This window comes from Streptomyces sp. ISL-87, from assembly GCF_018614095.1.
GTDB lineage: Bacteria > Actinomycetota > Actinomycetes > Streptomycetales > Streptomycetaceae > Streptomyces.
Genome location: NZ_JAGGOY010000043.1, coordinates 54,402 through 70,212 on the forward strand (window position 1 = coordinate 54,402; position 15,811 = coordinate 70,212).

The window sequence follows — 15,811 nt, forward strand, 5'->3', positions numbered from 1 at the left end:
GTGCGCGGAGCGGGTGCCATGGGCGTCCCGTCCCTCGTGCTGCCGTTCTCCTGATGGCCCTCTCGGTCCACCGGATCCACCCTTCCACCCCCCTCAGCAGAAGGAACCACGGCACATGGCCAGCAGGACCCCGCAGGACAGCTCCCGCCAGACGCGCATAGCCGAGATGCGCCGCGCCGACAGGGCACACGACCGGCGCAACAAGATCATCGCGATCACGGCCTCGACCGCCGTCGTCGCCGCGCTGATCGGCTTCGGCGCCTGGGTGCTGATCGACCAGAGGCACGACAAGGACGCCAAGGAGGCCGCCCGCAAGGCCCCGGTCAACGGCGAGCAGACCTGGGACGCCAAGACCCTCGGCCGCAACCACGTCGACACCCCGGTGAAGTACGAGATGAACCCGCCGGTCGGCGGGGACCACAGCCCCCGCTGGATGAACTGCAACGGCGACGTCTACCAGAACCCGGTCCCCGAGGTGAACGCCGTGCACTCGCTGGAGCACGGCGCGGTCTGGGTGACGTACAACGACAAGGCCGCCAAGGCCGACCTCGACAAGCTCGCCGCGACGGTGGGCAAGACCCCGTACACGCTGATGAGCCCGGTCAAGGAGCAGGCCGGCGCGATCATGCTCAGCGCGTGGGGCAAGCAGCTGACGGTGGACAAGGCGTCCGACCCCCGGGTGGCGCAGTTCTTCACCAAGTACGTGCAGGGCCCGCAGACCCCCGAGCCGGCCGCGCCCTGCACCAACGGCCTGGCCGGCAAGTGACGAGCCCGAACCGGACCTACTGGGCGGCGGGCACGGCCGTCCTGCTCGCGCTGCTGTTCGCGGTCGGGGCGACGGTCGCCGCCACGAGCGGCAGCGGCGACGACGGCGGTTCCGGTACGTCGTCCCGCGCGCCCGGGCTCTACTCGGCGGACGCGGGCTTCGCCCGGGACATGGCCGTCCACCACCAGCAGGCGGTGGAGATGTCCTTCATCGTGCGCGACCGCACCCAGGACGAGGCGGTACGCACCCTCGCGTACGACATCGCCAACACCCAGGCCAACCAGCGGGGCATGCTGATGGGCTGGCTGGACCTGTGGGGGCTGCCGAAGGTGGTGGCCGACGAGCCGCCGATGTCCTGGATGGGGACCACCGGACACGGGGAGCACGGGGGCCACGGCGATCACGGCATGGCCGCGCCGAAGCCGGGCGCGCTGATGCCCGGCATGGCCACCAAGGAGGAGATCGCGCAGCTCGGCTCCGCCGGGGGCCGGGACGCGGAGGTGCTCTACCTCCAGCTGATGACCGACCACCACAAGGGCGGCGTCGCGATGGCCCAGGGCTGTGCGAAGCAGTGCGGGACCCCGGCCGAGCGGGCACTGGCCCAGGGCATGGTCGAGGCGCAGCAGTCGGAGCTCACCCTGATGGCCGACATGCTGAAGCGGCGCGGAGCCGCGCCGCGCGGGTGACGGGGCACGCTCGTACCGTGGTGAGAGGCGCCCTCTCACCCGTACGGGCGTGTACTCCCCCTGTGGAGTCGCGTGGTCCGAACGGCTGAATGACGATGGGGGCGCCGAGGCGGGTGCATCCTCGCCCCGCCGCAACGGCGCTCAGGAGGTTTACGCGATGACCACCGCCGGAGACATCATGCACCCCGGGGCCCAGTGGATCCCCGCCACCGAGACCCTGGACCGGGCCGCCGAGCTGATGGCCAGGCTCAATGTGGGCGCACTGCCCGTCAGCGACGCGGACGAACGGCTCTGCGGCATCATCACCGACCGCGACATCGTGGTGGGCTGTGTGGCCAAGGGCCAGGACCCGTCCCAGGTCACGTGCCAGGACCTGTGCCAGGGCACCCCGCGCTGGATCGACGCGGACGCCGACATCTCCGCCGTGCTGGACGAGATGGGCAGTCACCAGATCAAGCGGCTCCCGGTGATCAAGAACAAGAAGCTGGTCGGCATGATCAGCGAGTCCGACGTGGCCCAGCACCTCTCCGAGGACCAGATAGCCGGCTTCGTCGAGAAGGTCTACGCGAAGCGCTGATCCTGCCCCTGCCCCTGCTCCCGCCCCTGCCCCCGCGCTGAGGCATCGAGGACCGCCCGTGCCACCTGGCGCGGGCGGTCCAGCATGACCAGGTGCCCGGCCGGTTCAACCACCTCGAAGCGGGCCCCGAGCCGGCCGGCCAGCTCCGCCTGGCGGCCCAGCCAGCGCAGGGCCCCGCGGCCCGCCGACCCGTCGTGGCCGGCCAGCACGGTGGCGGGCGCGGCCAGCGGGTGCCGGGCCCGCAGGGCGAGGACCTCGGCGGCCACGTCCGGGTAGCGGGAGTTCTCCAGCAGGGCGCCCCGCCAGACGCGTCCGGTGCGGTAGCAGCGGCGTACGAGGTCCCGCGCGGCCGGGTCCTCCCCGCCGACACGGGAAGCCGCCGAGCGGCTGGTCCTGGGCGGCGAGCTCGCTGACGTAGGTCTCGATGGGGTTGAGGCCGGTGGAGAGGACGACTTCGAGCACCCACGCGGTGTAGGCCGCGGCGCCGAGGCCGACGAGGACGGCGACGTGCCGAGCCCTCCTGGGAATCCGCGCGGATAAGCCTTTCGTGGGCATAGTGCGACTAATCCTAAGCAAATCCGGGGTCGGTCCTTCGATCGGATACCCACCCCGGGTAGGGTGCCGACCATGACGTACAGCGCCCAGCGAGCCGCCCGGTGGCCCCGGCTGCTGCTCGCCGCGCTGCTGCTGGGGATCGTCACGATGCACACGCTGGGACATCCGTCCGAGTCCCATGCCGTGGAAGACGCTCCCCGGGCCCACTCCGTTGCCCGCGAGCACGCGAATCCGGCGGATCAGCCGGCATCCGCCCATCAGTCGTTTTCTGCCCATCAGGCGCTTTCGACGCAAGGCGCGCACGGGGTGCACGGGGTACGCGGGGGGCACCCGGCGGACGCGGCGGGGGCCGCACAGGCCCCCACGAAGGCCGCCGCACAGGCCGCCGCGGACGATGGAGCGGCCACGCCGGCCGCCGTCGGTGAACCGTCCGGCCCCTTCATGGACCCGATGTCCGTATGCGTGGCCGTCCTGGCCGGGCTGGTGCTACTGGCGCTCGGCCGGGCACTCCTCCAGTACGACGGCGAACGGGCGACGGGCGGCCGCAGCCCGGGCCGTGCCCCCGGCGGGCCCGACCCGCCCGGGCCCCGGGAACTCCTCACCCGGCTGGCGGTGCTGCGCGTATAGGACGGGCTCCGCTGTCGCCCCCGCATGCCTACAGGCAGCGGCGGGGCGGCGGCAGACGGCGTCCATCCCTTCGCATCACCACACCACGAGGTGCACCCATGCGCTCTCTTCCCACCCGTCGCGCCGTACTCGGCGCGTCCGCTGCCATCGCCGGCTCCGGACTGCTCGCCGCCTGCTCCGGCGGCGGCTCGTCCATGGACCACGGATCCATGAAGCACGCCGGCGCCCCCGCCGCCACCCCCGGCGGGTACGTCGACCCGGCCGGGCCCGAGGTGAAGGCCGCCGAGGCCGCCCGCAAGGCCACCGGCCCGCTCACCGAGGTCAAGCTCACCGCCACCGCCACCACGCTCGACCTCGGCGCCGGACGCAGCGTCCGCTCCTGGGCCTACGGGGACAAGCTGCCGGGACAGGAGGTACGGGCCACCGCGGGCGGCACCCTCGCCCTGACCCTGGCGAACAACCTCCCGGAGGCCACCTCCCTGCACTGGCACGGCCTGGCCCTGCGCAACGACATGGACGGCACCCCGGGGGTGACCCAGCGGGACATCGCCCCGGGCGGGTCCTTCGCGTACAAGTTCGCCGTCCCGCACCCCGGTACGTACTGGTTCCACCCGCACTCCGGGGTCCAGCTGGACCGCGGCCTGTACGCCCCGCTCATCATCGAGGACCCGAAGGAACCCCTCTCCTACGACAAGGAGTGGGTCGTGGTGCTGGACGACTGGCTCGACGGAGTGGACGGCGCCACCCCGGACGCCGTACTCGCCGCACTCCGCAAGGGCATGGGCACGGACGCGGGAACGGGCGCCCGCCCGAGCTCGGGGGCGGGGGCGGCGGGCGGCCACAGCGGCGGCCACGGGGGCCACGGATCAGGCCCGGCCGCCGGCTCCTCCGGCGGCCTGTCCCGCCTCCTCATGGTGGGCGAGAGCGACATCCTCGGCCCGGAGGCGGGCGATGTCGCGTACCCGTACTACCTGGTCAACGGCCGCACGGCGGAGGACCCGTCGGTCTTCACCGCCCGCCCCGGCGACCGGATCCGGCTGCGCATCATCAACGCGGGCGGGGACACCGCCTTCCGTATCGCCCTCGGCGGCCACGAGATGACGGTCACCCACACCGACGGCTTCCCCGTCGAGCAGGTCAAGACCGGCGCCCTGCTGCTCGGCATGGGCGAGCGGTACGACGTACTGGTCACAGCGAAGGACGGGGTGTTCCCGCTCACGGCACTCGCCGAGGGCAAGGGGCAGTCGGCGCTCGCCGTGCTGCGCACCGGGTCGGGAACGGCGCCCACCCCCGCGACCCGGCCCGCCGAGCTGGACGGGCGGCCGCTGATGGCGGACCAGCTGAAGGCCGCCGAGTCGGTCGCGCTCCCGGAGCGCGCGCCGGACCGTACGATCCCGCTCAGGCTGACCGGCAACATGGCGAGGTACAACTGGGCGTTCGACAACAAGCCGTACACACCGGACCAGCGGTATCCGGTCAAGGCGGGCGAGCGGGTCCGGCTGGAGTTCAACAACTCGACGAGGATGTGGCACCCGCTGCACCTGCACGGACACACCTTCGCCCTCGGCGAAGGCCCGGGCGGCGCCCGCAAGGACACCGCGGTGATCCTTCCGGGCGGGAGGCTGACGGTGGACTTTGACGCCGACAACCCCGGTCTGTGGATGCTGCACTGCCACAACGTCTACCACTCCGAGTCCGGGATGATGACGATCCTCGGCTACCAGCTCTGACGCTCGACGCCCCGGTCCGGCGCGGCCCGTCCGCGCCGGACGGGGCCGGGCGGGCCGGGGCGTGGCCGGGCCGACCGAGACGGGGCCGGGCGGGCCGGGGCGTGGCCGGGCCGACCGAGACGGGGCCGGGCCGACTTGGGCGAGGCCGGGCCGACCGAGGCAAGGCCGGGCCGACCGAGACGGGGCCGGGCGGACCGAGGCCGGGCGGACCGGGGCGGAAAGTCCCGGCGGGACGCGCGGGGAGCGTGGCAGGCTGGTGATCACCACGCGCTGATCATCACGCGTCCACTGCGATAAGGACTCCCCGCCGGTATGAGCACCCCTTCCGACCCGCCCACCACCCCGACGGAGCCCGCGGGCACGCCCATACCCGAGGCGGCCCCGACACCGTCGCCCGCGCAGCCCCTGTCACTCACGAAGACCCCGGCCCCGGAGGCAACGCCGGTGGACGCGCCGGAGAGCACCCCGGTGGAAGCCCCGGTGGAAGCCTCGCCGGAGGCCGCGCGGCACGCCACGGTGGAGGCACGCCTGAGCACCCCCGAAGACGCCCCGCAGTACGTCCCCGTAGACGCGCCGAGGCCCACCCCGGCGCCGGAAGCGGCCTCGGCAGCGACCCCCGCACCGTCCGCGCCGCCGGCCCCCGGCCCCGCGCCGTTCGCGCCGCTGACGCCCGCCCCCGAGCCCGGCCCGGTCCCGGCCGCCGCCGCCAGCGCGGCCGGGCCCTTCACGCCGCCCGGCGGCGCCAACCCCTGGGGTCCGCCCGCCGGCCTCGGCCAGGGCCCGGGGTACGGGCCGGGGTACGGCCCCGGCGGTCCGGCCCACCCCGGGTACGCCGGCTACCCCGGGTACCCGTACGCCGCCCCGCCCCCCTCCAACGGCCTGGCCGTCGCCGCGCTGATCTGCGGCATCTTCGCCGTCCTCGTCGGCCTCGTCCCCTTCCTCTTCTGGGGCGGCGCCCTCCTCGCCGCGGCCGCCATCGGCATCGGTATCGGCGGCATCGTCCGCGCCGCCGCCGGCAACCCCCGCAAGACGATGGCCATCGTCGGCACCGTCCTCGGTGTCCTCGGCATCGGCGCTTCGATCGGCGGCTACTTCCTCACCCACGCCCTCATCGAGAGGGTCGACAAGGAGGTGTCGAGGGAGTTCGAGGACCTCGACGACCTGGACGGCCTCGGGCCCACGTACGCGCCCCCGGAACCGGCCCCGAAGCCCTCCCCGTCCGACATCCCCGGCAAGACCTCCGCGCTCCCCTGGGGCAAAACCTTCACCTACCCGGACGGCGTCGAGGTCACCGTGCGGGACGCCGTCGCGTTCACGCCCGGGAAGAACTCCTACCCCCGCGAACACTCCGGCCACGGGGTCAAGGTGACGGTGAAGATCGTCAACAACTCCACCGCCGCGATCGACGTGACCACCGCGCTCCCGCACGCCCGTGACGACCAGGGCGCCGAGACCGAGCTGGTCTTCGACGGCACCGTGCCGAAGCTGTTCAAGGGCTCGGTCCTGCCCGGCGAGTCGGCCACCGGCATCTTCAGCTTCACCGTGCCCGAGGGCACCAAGAGCCTGCACTTCGAGATGTCGCCCGGCCTGCCCACCAAGTACGGCCCGGCCATCTGGAGCGGCCCGATCGGCTGATCACAGCGTCCGAGGCGCCCCCGCGAGGGGCGCCTCCCGCGTTTCCCCGACCCCGATCCCAGGACATCGCGTCAGAAAGACGATTACACTGGGCCCGTGCCTCAACTTCGCCTCGCTCTGAATCAGATCGACTCGCACGTCGGCAACATCGCCGCCAACGTCGACTCGGTCGTGCACTGGACCCGGCACTCCGCCGAGCAGGGCGCCCATCTGGTGGCGTTCCCGGAGATGATGCTGACCGGGTACCCCGTCGAGGACCTCGCCCTGCGCGGCTCCTTCGTCGACGCCTCCCGCACGGCGCTGCTCGGCCTCGCGCAGCGGCTGGCCGCCGAGGGCTTCGGCGAACTGCCGGTCATCGTCGGCTACCTCGACCGCACCGAGAAGGCCGCACCCCGGCTCGGCCGCCCCGCGGGCTCCCCGGAGAACGCGGCCGCCGTGCTCCACGGCGGGAAGGTCGTCCTCCGGTTCGCCAAGCACCACCTTCCCAACTACGGCGTGTTCGACGAGTTCCGGTACTTCGTGCCGGGCGACACCCAGCCGGTCGTCCGGGTGCGCGGCGTGGACGTGGCGCTGGCGATCTGCGAGGACCTCTGGCAGGAGGGCGGCCGGGTCCCCGCCACCCGCTCCGCCGGGGCCGGCCTGCTGCTCTCCGTCAACGCCTCCCCGTACGAGCGCAACAAGGACGACCTGCGCCTCGAACTGGTCCAGAAGCGGGCCCAGGAGGCGGGCTGCACCCTCGCCTACCTGGCGATGATCGGCGGCCAGGACGAGCTGGTGTTCGACGGGGACTCGATCGTCGTCGACGCCGACGGCGAGGTCATCGCCCGCGCCCCGCAGTTCTCCGAGGGCTGCGTCCTCGTCGACCTCGACCTGCCCGCGGCGCGGGCCGACGCCCCCGTGGGCGTGGTCGACGACGGCCTGCGCATCGACCGCGTGATCCTGTCCGAGGAGCCGGTGGAGCCGTACGAGCCGGTGGTCACCGGCGGCTACGCGGACCGCCTCGACGACGACGAGGAGATCTACGACGCGCTGGTCGTGGGCCTGCGCGCGTACGTCAAGAAGAACGGTTTCCGCTCCGTCCTGATCGGGCTGTCCGGAGGCATCGACTCCGCGCTCGTCGCCGCCATCGCCTGCGACGCGATCGGCGCGCAGAACGTGTACGGCGTCTCGATGCCCTCGAAGTACTCCTCGGACCACTCCAAGGGCGACGCGGCCGACCTGGCCGAGCGGACCGGGCTGAACTTCCGGACCGTGCCCATCGAGCCGATGTTCGACGCCTACATGGGCTCGCTGGGCCTGACCGGCCTGGCGGAGGAGAACCTCCAGTCCCGGCTGCGCGGCACCATGCTGATGGCGGTGTCCAACCAGGAGGGCCACATCGTGCTGGCCCCGGGCAACAAGTCGGAGCTGGCCGTCGGCTACTCCACCCTGTACGGCGACTCGGTGGGCGCGTACGGGCCGATCAAGGACGTCTACAAGACGGACATCTTCCGGCTCGCCGAATACCGCAACCGGGCCGCCGCCGAGCGCGGCGAGACCCCGCCGATCCCGGAGAACTCGATCGTGAAGCCGCCGAGCGCGGAGCTGCGCCCGGACCAGGTGGACACGGACTCGCTCCCCGACTACCCCGTGCTCGACGCGATCCTGTCGCTGTACGTGGACCGCGACCAGGGCCTGGAGTCGATCGTCGAGGCCGGCTTCGACCGCGAGCTGGTCGCCAAGACCCTGCGGATGGTGGACACGGCGGAGTACAAGCGCCGCCAGTACCCGCCGGGTACGAAGATCTCCGGGAAGGGCTTCGGCAAGGACCGCCGGCTGCCCATCACCAACGGCTGGCGCGAGCACGCGTAACGGCGACAGCGGGTACGCCGGGGCCCCGGCCGCATCTCGAAGCGGCCGGGGCCCTGGTCTGCGTACGTGCCGCCGCTACTTCTTCAGCGTCAGCCGCGCGGCGATCGGCAGGTGGTCGCTGCCGGTGCGCGGGAGGGTCCAGGAGGCTTCCGGCTTGATCCCGCGGACCATGATCTGGTCGATCCGGGCCATAGGGAACTGGGCGGGCCAGCTGAAGCCGAAGCCGTCGCCCGCCGCACCCTGGGTGGAACGCATTTGCGAGGTGACTTCGGACAGGGCCCGGTCGTTCATGGTGCCGTTGAGGTCGCCGAGCAGGATGACCCTCTTCAGCGGTTCGGCGGCCAGCGCGGCTCCGAGCGCGGCGGCGCTGTTGTCGCGCTGGTTGGCGGTGAAACCGGCGTTCAGCTTGACCCGGACGGAGGGCAGGTGGGCGACGAAGGCGGCGACCTGCCCGAAGGGGGTGTCCACGGTGACGCGCATGGCCCGGGTCCAGCCCATCTTGATGTCCACGGGCTTGCCGGCGGACAACGGGTACTTGCTCCACACGCCGACGGTGCCCTCGACCGAGTGGTACGCGTAGGTGCCGGCGAGGGCCTTCTCGTAGATGGGGACGGCGCCCCCCTTGAGCTCCGTCAGCGCCAGCACGTCGGCCCCGGACTTCGCGACCGCGGCGGCTGTGCCGTGCGGGTCGGGGTTGTCGGCGTCGACATTGTGGGTGGCGACCGTCAGGTTGCCGCCGGAGCCGGACTTGTCGGTGACCAGGCCGCCGAAGAGGTTCACCCATACGGCGGCCGTCATCACTATCGCGATCAGCGCGGTCGCGGACTTGCGGTACACGGCGGCCGCCAGGAGAAGCGGAACACCCAGGCCCAGCCAGGGCAGGAAGGTCTCGGTCAGGCTGCCGAGGTTGCCCACGTCGTTCGGCAGCTCGGCATGGAAGATCATCACCAGTGCGGTCAGCGCGGCCAGCGCGGCGGCGACGATCCCGCGCCGCCAGATGCCCGGGTCCTTGCGCAGCTCGGCCAGTCGGCGGCGGAGGCCGGATCCGGAGGGCTCGGGCTCCGAGCCGCCGTTCCCCGTCTCCGTCACATACGCCTGTGCCATGCCACTGCCCTCGCTGCCGTGCTTGCGCTCCGTCCCCGCCCCTTGACCCTAGGCGATGACCGAAGCTTCCGTGCCGATCTTCCGGCCGTACATCCGGGAGGACGAACGGTCATGCGGCGTGGGTTCCGCTTGTCACGAAACGCGCACATTGGCCGGTGCGCGCGGTGGTCCGGGCCGGGAGTGTGACGGACGGGTCATCGCGGCGCGCCCGCGCCACTTCCGCCTTTGGCCCGGCGGGTGCCACCATGGTGGGTAAGTCCGGGGACGCCGTAAGGGCGCCTCGAGATGACACAAGGAGCAGTTGCTATGACGCATGCCGTTTCGCCTGCCCGCGAACCCGGTCAGACAACTTCCCCCACCCTGTACGGGGGCACGGGCACCCGCCGCCTCACCATCCGCGACCTGGCGCTGGCCAAGGAGCGCGGCGAGAAGTGGCCCATGCTGACCGCCTACGACGCGATGACGGCGTCCGTATTCGACGAGGCCGGCATCCCGGTGATCCTCGTCGGCGACTCGATGGGCAACTGCCACCTCGGCTACGAGACCACCGTCCCCGTGACGATGGACGAGATGACCCTGCTGTCGGCGGCCGTCGTACGGGGCACCAGCCGGGCCCTGATCATCGGCGACCTGCCGTTCGGCTCGTACCAGGAAGGCGCCGTGCAGGCGTTGCGCAGCGCCACCCGCCTGGTCAAGGAGGCCGGCGTCGGAGCGGTCAAGCTGGAGGGCGGCGAGCGCTCGCTGCGCCAGACCGAGCTGATCGTGCAGTCCGGCATCCCGGTCATGTCCCACCTGGGCCTGACCCCGCAGTCGGTGAACGCCATGGGCTACCGGGTGCAGGGCCGGGGCGACGAGGCCGCGCACCAGCTGCTCCGCGACGCGAAGGCCGCGCAGGACGCGGGCGCCTTCGCGGTGGTCCTGGAGCTCGTGCCGGCCGAACTGGCCGCCGAGGTCACCCGGTCCCTGCACATCCCGACGGTGGGCATCGGCGCCGGCTCGGAGTGCGACGCGCAGGTGCTGGTGTGGACCGACATGATGGGTCTGACGGGCGGCAAGATGCCGAAGTTCGTGAAGCAGTACGCCAACCTCCGCCAGACCATGGGCGATGCCGCGAAGGCGTTCGCCCAGGACGTGGTCGGCGGAACGTTCCCGCAGGAAGAGCACGCTTTCCACTGAGCTGTGACGCGGTGACGGACAGCCCGCCGGCCCCGACGCCGGCGGGCTGTCCGCTGCCCACCGACAGGGATGCCGGTTGCGTGTAAGCCGGCTGTCGGTCGGCTATCGGTGCTTTGTCGGTGGCGGATGGTCCCATGGTGGACATGACGCGAACCGACAAGAATCCCCTGAACGGCCCGAACGCCGTAGAGGTGCGGGGACTGGTCAAGCACTACGGCGAGACCAAAGCCCTGGACGGCGTGGACCTGGACGTCCGCGAGGGCACCGTCCTCGGGGTCCTCGGCCCCAACGGCGCCGGCAAGACCACCCTCGTGCGCTGCCTGTCCACCCTGATCACCCCCGACGCCGGCACAGCCACCGTCGCCGGCTACGACGTGGTGCGCCAGCCTCGGCAGCTGCGCCGCACCATAGGCCTCACCGGCCAGTACGCCTCGGTCGACGAGAAGCTCTCCGGCTGGGAGAACCTCTACATGATCGGCCGGCTGCTCGACCTGTCCCGCAAGGACGCCCGGTCCCGCGCCGACGAGCTGCTGGAGCGGTTCTCGCTGACCGAGGCCGCCAAGAAGGCCGCGATGAACTACTCGGGCGGTATGCGCCGCCGGCTCGACCTGGCCGCCTCCATGATCGGCCAGCCGGCCGTCCTCTACCTGGACGAGCCGACCACCGGTCTGGACCCCCGTACCCGCAACGAGGTGTGGGACGAGGTGCAGCGGATGGTCGCCGAGGGGGCCACCGTCCTGCTCACCACCCAGTACATGGAGGAGGCCGAGCAGCTCGCGAGCGAGCTGACGGTCATCGACAAGGGCAAGGTCATCGCCAACGGCAAGGTGGACGAGCTGAAGGCGCGCGTCGGCGGCCGGACCCTGAAGATCCGCCCCGTCTCCCCGTCCGATCTGCCGGGCATGGCCCGCTCCTTGTCCGAGGCCGGGCTGGACGGCGTCACCGGCTCCCAGGCCGTGCCGGACGAGGGGGTGCTGCTGGTCCCGATCCTGAGCGACGAGCAGCTGACCGCGGTGGTCGGCCTGCTGGCCGGCCGCGGGTACGCGATCGCCGACCTCGGCACCTACCTGCCCAGCCTGGACGAGGTGTTCCTGTCCATCACCGGCCAGAAGCCCTCCGACCAGGACCCCTTCCCCGCCGAGCAGACCGAGGAGGTCGCGGCATGAGCACCGTAACCACGACGAAGCCCACCAGCACCGCGGCCGCCCCAGCGCACGACGCCGCCGTGCCCCGCGAGGGCCGGATCGGCCTGCGGGCCAACCTGCGGCACATCGGCGCCCTGGTGCGCCGCAACACCCTGCAGATCAAACAGGACCCCGAGTCGATGTTCGACGTCCTGTTCATGCCGGTCATCTTCACGCTGCTGTTCGTGTACGTCTTCGGCGGCGCGATCGCAGGCAAGGGCAACCAGGGCGACTACGTCAACTACCTGGTCCCCGGCCTGATGGCGATGATGGGCATGAACATCGCGATGGCCGTGGGCACCGGAGTCAACGACGACTTCAAGAAGGGCGTGATGGACCGCTTCCGGTCCATGCCCATAGCCCGCTCCTCGGTGCTCATCGCGAAGATCGTGGTGGAGATCGGCCGCATGCTGGTCGCCATCGCCATCCTGCTCGCCATGGGCTTCCTGCTGGGCCTCAGCGTGCACGGCTCGGTGTTCCACCTGCTCGCCGCCGTCGGCCTGTCGATCGTGTTCGGCGCCTCGCTGATGTGGATCTTCATCCTGCTCGGTCTCACCATGAAGACGGCGCAGGCGGTCCAGGGCATGGCGATGCTCGTCCTGATGCCGCTTCAGTTCGGCAGCTCGATCTTCGCCCCGACGACCTCGATGCCCGGCTGGCTCCAGTCGTTCACCGATGTCAACCCGCTGTCCAACCTGGCCGACGCGGCCCGGCACCTCATCAACGGGGAGGGCGCCGTGGCCCAGCCGGTCCTGATCACCCTGGCCTGGGCGATCGGGATCACGGCGATCTCGATGCCGCTGGCGGTCCGGAAGTTCCGCCAGAAGACCTGATCGGGCCGGCCGGTCCGTTCCGGAACGCGTCCCGGGCGGGCCCCGGACGGGGGACCGGGTCAGAGCAGGGCGGTGGCCTCCTCCAGGGTGAGGCCGCCGCCCTCGGCGTACGCCGCCTCGTACGCGGCGTCACCGAGCGCCGCCCGCGCCAACTCCTCGGTCCGGGCGGCGTCCTCGCGTTCCGTGGTGATCGGGAAGTGCTGGGGCGGCAGGTGGGCCCGGTAGGCGCCGAGCAGCCGCGCGGCGTCGTACATCCGCCACGGGGCGCCGGAGGAGGCGTGCGAGGAGGCGGCCGTCAGCAGGTACACGGCGGGCATCTGCGGGGCGACCATCAGGGCGAGGGGGTCCTGGACGGCGCTCATGGCCTGCCGGAGCCGGTCGAGCGCGTCCTCGTACTCGCCCTCCTGGTTGTCCAGCCAGGCCAACGTGCCGAGAAGGAACCCGTCGAAGATCGCGTACGCGCCGAGTGAGAACTCCTCGCGCAGCGTCTGGAGCTCCGACCGGGCCTCGGCGATGCGGCCGGTCCGGCCGAGCCAGCCGGCGAGGAACATCCGGGCGACGGGCAGGGCCTCGTTGCCGTGGAGCTGGGTGGTGGCCAGGACGCCGTTCAGGAGCTCCTCGGCTTCGGGGCCCTGGCCGTTCTCGATGAGGGCCCCGGCCATCCGGACCCGCAGGACCGTGACCTGGGACGCGGCGCCCAGCCGCTTGGCGTGCTCGATCGCGGCACGGAAGTCCTCGGCCGCCGACGCGAACTCACCGCGTTTCTCGCGGGATTCGGCGCGGGCGGACAGGGCCTCCGCGCAGCCCCAGTCGTCGCCGAGCGAGGCGAAGAGGGCCAGGCTCTCGTCGGCGTCGCGGGCCGCGTCCCCGGCCCAGTCGGCGCGGTTGGCCAGCACGTTGGCCCGCATCTGGAGGGCGGCGGCCAGCTCCCAGCGGTAGTCCAGCTCCCGGGCGGTCTCCACGGTGGTGTCGACGGCGTGCTGGAGCTGGTCCGGGTCCCCGACGAGCATCACGGCGTAGATCCACAGCCCGGCGGGGGTCCGGCAGGTCTGCGGCAGACCGGGCCGGTAGGCGGCGACGATCCCCTCGACCTGGGCCCGGACCTCCGGGGAGGTCCAGCTCTCGCTGTTCTGGTCGCGGGTGGCGAGCTGGATGATCCGGATGCCGCGCCAGGCCTCGGTGAGCAGTTCCCCGCTGTAGGGCGGGGGCGTGTCCACGAGCCGCTCGTAGACGGGCTCGGCGGGGACGACGGGCGGGAGGAAGGGGTTCGGGCCGAGCGTGCACGCGGCGTTGGTCCAGTGCCGGGACTCGGCGCGCAGGTCGTGCATCTGCCAGTACCAGGCCAGGGAGTGGACCAGGCACAGCACCTCGTCCGCGTCGCGGGCGGCGACGGCGCGGCGCAGCGCGGTACGGAGGTTCTCGTACTCGGTGGCGAGCCGCTCGGCCGCCGGGCGCTGGCCGCGGCCCCGCAGGAGCGGGTCGGTCGTCCGGGCGAGTTCGCGGTAGTGGACGAGGTGCCGGTGCTCGGCGTCCTCGCGGTCGCCCGGCACCTCGGCGAGCCGCTCGGCGGCGTACTCGGCGACGGTTTCCAGGAGGCGGTAGCGCATGCCGGCGCCGTCGGGGCCGGGGGCGGCGACGACGAGGGACTTGTCGACGAGGGACCCGAGCCGGTCCGCGACGTCGAGGGACGTGAGGCGGCCCTTGCCGTCCGGGGACTGGGGAGCGGAATCCGCGCAGACGGCTTCGGCGGCGGCGAGGTCGCACCCGCCGGCGAACACGGACAGCCGGCGCAGGACGGTGCGTTCGGGCTCGTCGAGCAGGTCCCAGGACCAGTCGACGACGGCGCGCAGGGTCTGCTGGCGGGGCAGGACCGTCCGCGCGCCGCTGGTCAGGAGACGGAAGCGGTCATCGAGCCGGTCGGCGATCTGACGCGGGGTGAGCAGCCGCAGCCGAGCGGCGGCCAGCTCGATGGCCAGGGGCAGACCGTCCAGCCGCCGGCAGATCTCGGCGGCGGCGTCGGGGTCTTCGTCCACGCTGAACCCGGGCCGGGCGGCGGCCCCCCGGTCGGCGAGCAGCCGCAGCGCGACGGGGTCGGGCAGCGGTTCCACCGGCCGCAGGGACTCCCCCGGCACGCCGAGGGGTTCGCGGCTGGTGGCCAGGATCTGCACGCCGGGGCAGCGGGCCAGGATCTCCTCGGCGAGCTCGGCCGCGGCGCCGATGACGTGCTCGCAGTTGTCGAGGACCATCAGCATCCGCCGCCGCGCGCAGTGCTCGGCGAGGCGGTCGAGGGGGTTGTTTCCCACCCGGTCGGTGAGCGCCCGCATCTCCTCGGCGGCGGCGCCGCGCAGCTTGGTCTCCCGGGCGCCGAGCGCGGCGAGCGCGGCCTCGGCCACGTCCTCCGGGTCGTCGACGGGGGCCAGCTCCACGAGCCACACCCCGTCGGCCCACACCCCGCCGCCCGCCCCGTTCGCGGCATGCGCCTCGGCCGCCTCCTGCGACAACCGCGTCTTCCCGGCGCCACCGGGCCCGAGCAACGTGACGAGGCGCGCCCGCGCCAGATCGTCCCCGATGACCCGGATGTCCTCTTCCCGCCCGACGAAGGTGGTGAGCCGCACCCGCAGGTTGCCCTGACCGGGCGGTACGCGTCCGCCGGCGTGTCCGGCTGTACCGGGGCGGCCGGCGTGTCCGGGCGCGCCGTGCGCCGGGCCGCCGCCGGGCTGCACCGCTGCGGCAGCCGAGCCCCAGGGTGCGCCCGCTCCACCCTCGGTCACGGCCATTGCCACGGCCGTGGCGTCGCCGGCTGCCGCCGGATAGAGGCCCGGCCCGAAGCCCACCGGTGCGGCCTGGTGCTGTGCCCCGGGGAGCGCGGCGGACGACGCCCGGTACGGGGCACGGCCCGGATGAGCCGGTTGGGCCGGGCCGAGGCCGTGGCCGCCGCCTGTGGGCGAGAGCGCGGCCGGACCCGAGCGGGCTGCGGGGGCCGGCGCCTGTCCGGCTCCGTCCGCCAGGTACAGGCCCGGGCCGTGCTCCGCCGGGCGGCCGGGGGCGAGGCTGGGGTCGTCCGAAGCCGGGGGCCGCACGCCGGGG

The 15,811-nt window shown here is 72.8% G+C and carries 13 protein-coding genes; 10 read left to right on the plus strand and 3 right to left on the minus strand.

All coding sequences use genetic code 11. From position 1 onward, the window contains the following. Positions 1 to 115 precede the first annotated feature (115 nt). The 3 genes from J7I97_RS16545 (at position 116) to J7I97_RS16555 (ending at position 2,029) form a co-directional block, all read left to right on the plus strand. Positions 116 to 766 carry a DUF3105 domain-containing protein gene (locus tag J7I97_RS16545; RefSeq protein WP_214935566.1) on the plus strand — a complete coding sequence of 217 codons (651 nt, stop codon included), beginning with the start codon at positions 116 to 118 and terminating at the stop codon, positions 764 to 766. Then, positions 763 to 1,452, plus strand: a complete 690-nt coding sequence (locus tag J7I97_RS16550) for a DUF305 domain-containing protein (protein ID WP_308369200.1) — start codon at positions 763 to 765, stop codon at positions 1,450 to 1,452. The genes J7I97_RS16545 and J7I97_RS16550 overlap by 4 nt, the downstream gene beginning before the upstream one ends. 157 nt (positions 1,453 to 1,609) lie before the next feature. Next, a complete protein-coding gene (locus J7I97_RS16555; RefSeq protein ID WP_214935568.1) occupies positions 1,610 to 2,029 on the plus strand; it encodes a CBS domain-containing protein in 420 nt (139 codons plus the stop codon). Here the strand turns inward: J7I97_RS16555 and J7I97_RS40315 are convergent. Further along, complete coding sequence (locus tag J7I97_RS40315) at positions 2,014 to 2,295, minus strand: hypothetical protein (RefSeq protein ID WP_214935570.1); 282 nt, start codon at positions 2,293 to 2,295, stop codon at positions 2,014 to 2,016. The two genes, J7I97_RS16555 and J7I97_RS40315, sit on opposite strands and share 16 nt — an antisense overlap. A 361-nt stretch (positions 2,296 to 2,656) precedes the next feature. Between J7I97_RS40315 and J7I97_RS16565 the strand changes: the two genes are divergently transcribed. The 4 genes from J7I97_RS16565 (at position 2,657) to J7I97_RS16580 (ending at position 8,427) form a co-directional block, all read left to right on the plus strand. After that, positions 2,657 to 3,211, plus strand: a complete 555-nt coding sequence (locus tag J7I97_RS16565; RefSeq protein ID WP_214935572.1) for a hypothetical protein — start codon at positions 2,657 to 2,659, stop codon at positions 3,209 to 3,211. A gap of 98 nt (positions 3,212 to 3,309) precedes the next feature. Continuing rightward, entirely contained in the window at positions 3,310 to 4,941 is a 1,632-nt protein-coding gene (locus J7I97_RS16570; protein ID WP_214935574.1) for a multicopper oxidase family protein, read from the plus strand. A 312-nt stretch (positions 4,942 to 5,253) separates the two neighbouring features. Next, on the plus strand, positions 5,254 to 6,576 hold the full coding sequence (locus J7I97_RS16575; protein ID WP_214935576.1) for a DUF4352 domain-containing protein: 1,323 nt from the start codon (positions 5,254 to 5,256) through the stop codon (positions 6,574 to 6,576). Positions 6,577 to 6,672: 96 nt separating this feature from the next. Next, on the plus strand, positions 6,673 to 8,427 hold the full coding sequence (locus J7I97_RS16580) for an NAD+ synthase (protein WP_214935578.1): 1,755 nt from the start codon (positions 6,673 to 6,675) through the stop codon (positions 8,425 to 8,427). 75 nt (positions 8,428 to 8,502) lie between these two features. Here the strand turns inward: J7I97_RS16580 and J7I97_RS16585 are convergent, their stop codons facing one another. After that, a complete protein-coding gene (locus J7I97_RS16585) occupies positions 8,503 to 9,531 on the minus strand; it encodes an endonuclease/exonuclease/phosphatase family protein (RefSeq protein WP_214935580.1) in 1,029 nt (342 codons plus the stop codon). A 306-nt stretch (positions 9,532 to 9,837) separates the two neighbouring features. On the opposite strand from J7I97_RS16585, the gene panB reads away from it, so the two are divergent. From panB to J7I97_RS16600, 3 genes are all read left to right on the plus strand, one after another. Then, positions 9,838 to 10,707 (plus strand): 3-methyl-2-oxobutanoate hydroxymethyltransferase, encoded by an 870-nt coding sequence (panB, locus tag J7I97_RS16590; protein WP_214935582.1) that lies wholly within the window; start codon positions 9,838 to 9,840, stop codon positions 10,705 to 10,707. A gap of 134 nt (positions 10,708 to 10,841) precedes the next feature. After that, entirely contained in the window at positions 10,842 to 11,873 is a 1,032-nt protein-coding gene (locus tag J7I97_RS16595; RefSeq protein WP_214935584.1) for an ATP-binding cassette domain-containing protein, read from the plus strand. Then, complete coding sequence (locus tag J7I97_RS16600; protein WP_214935586.1) at positions 11,870 to 12,724, plus strand: ABC transporter permease; 855 nt, start codon at positions 11,870 to 11,872, stop codon at positions 12,722 to 12,724. Before J7I97_RS16595 ends, J7I97_RS16600 begins: the two co-directional genes overlap by 4 nt. Before the next feature lie 59 nt (positions 12,725 to 12,783). On the opposite strand, the gene J7I97_RS16605 is transcribed toward J7I97_RS16600, so the two are convergent. After that, on the minus strand, positions 12,784 to 15,811 hold a 3,028-nt coding region (locus tag J7I97_RS16605), incomplete at its 5' end, for an AfsR/SARP family transcriptional regulator (protein ID WP_374195480.1).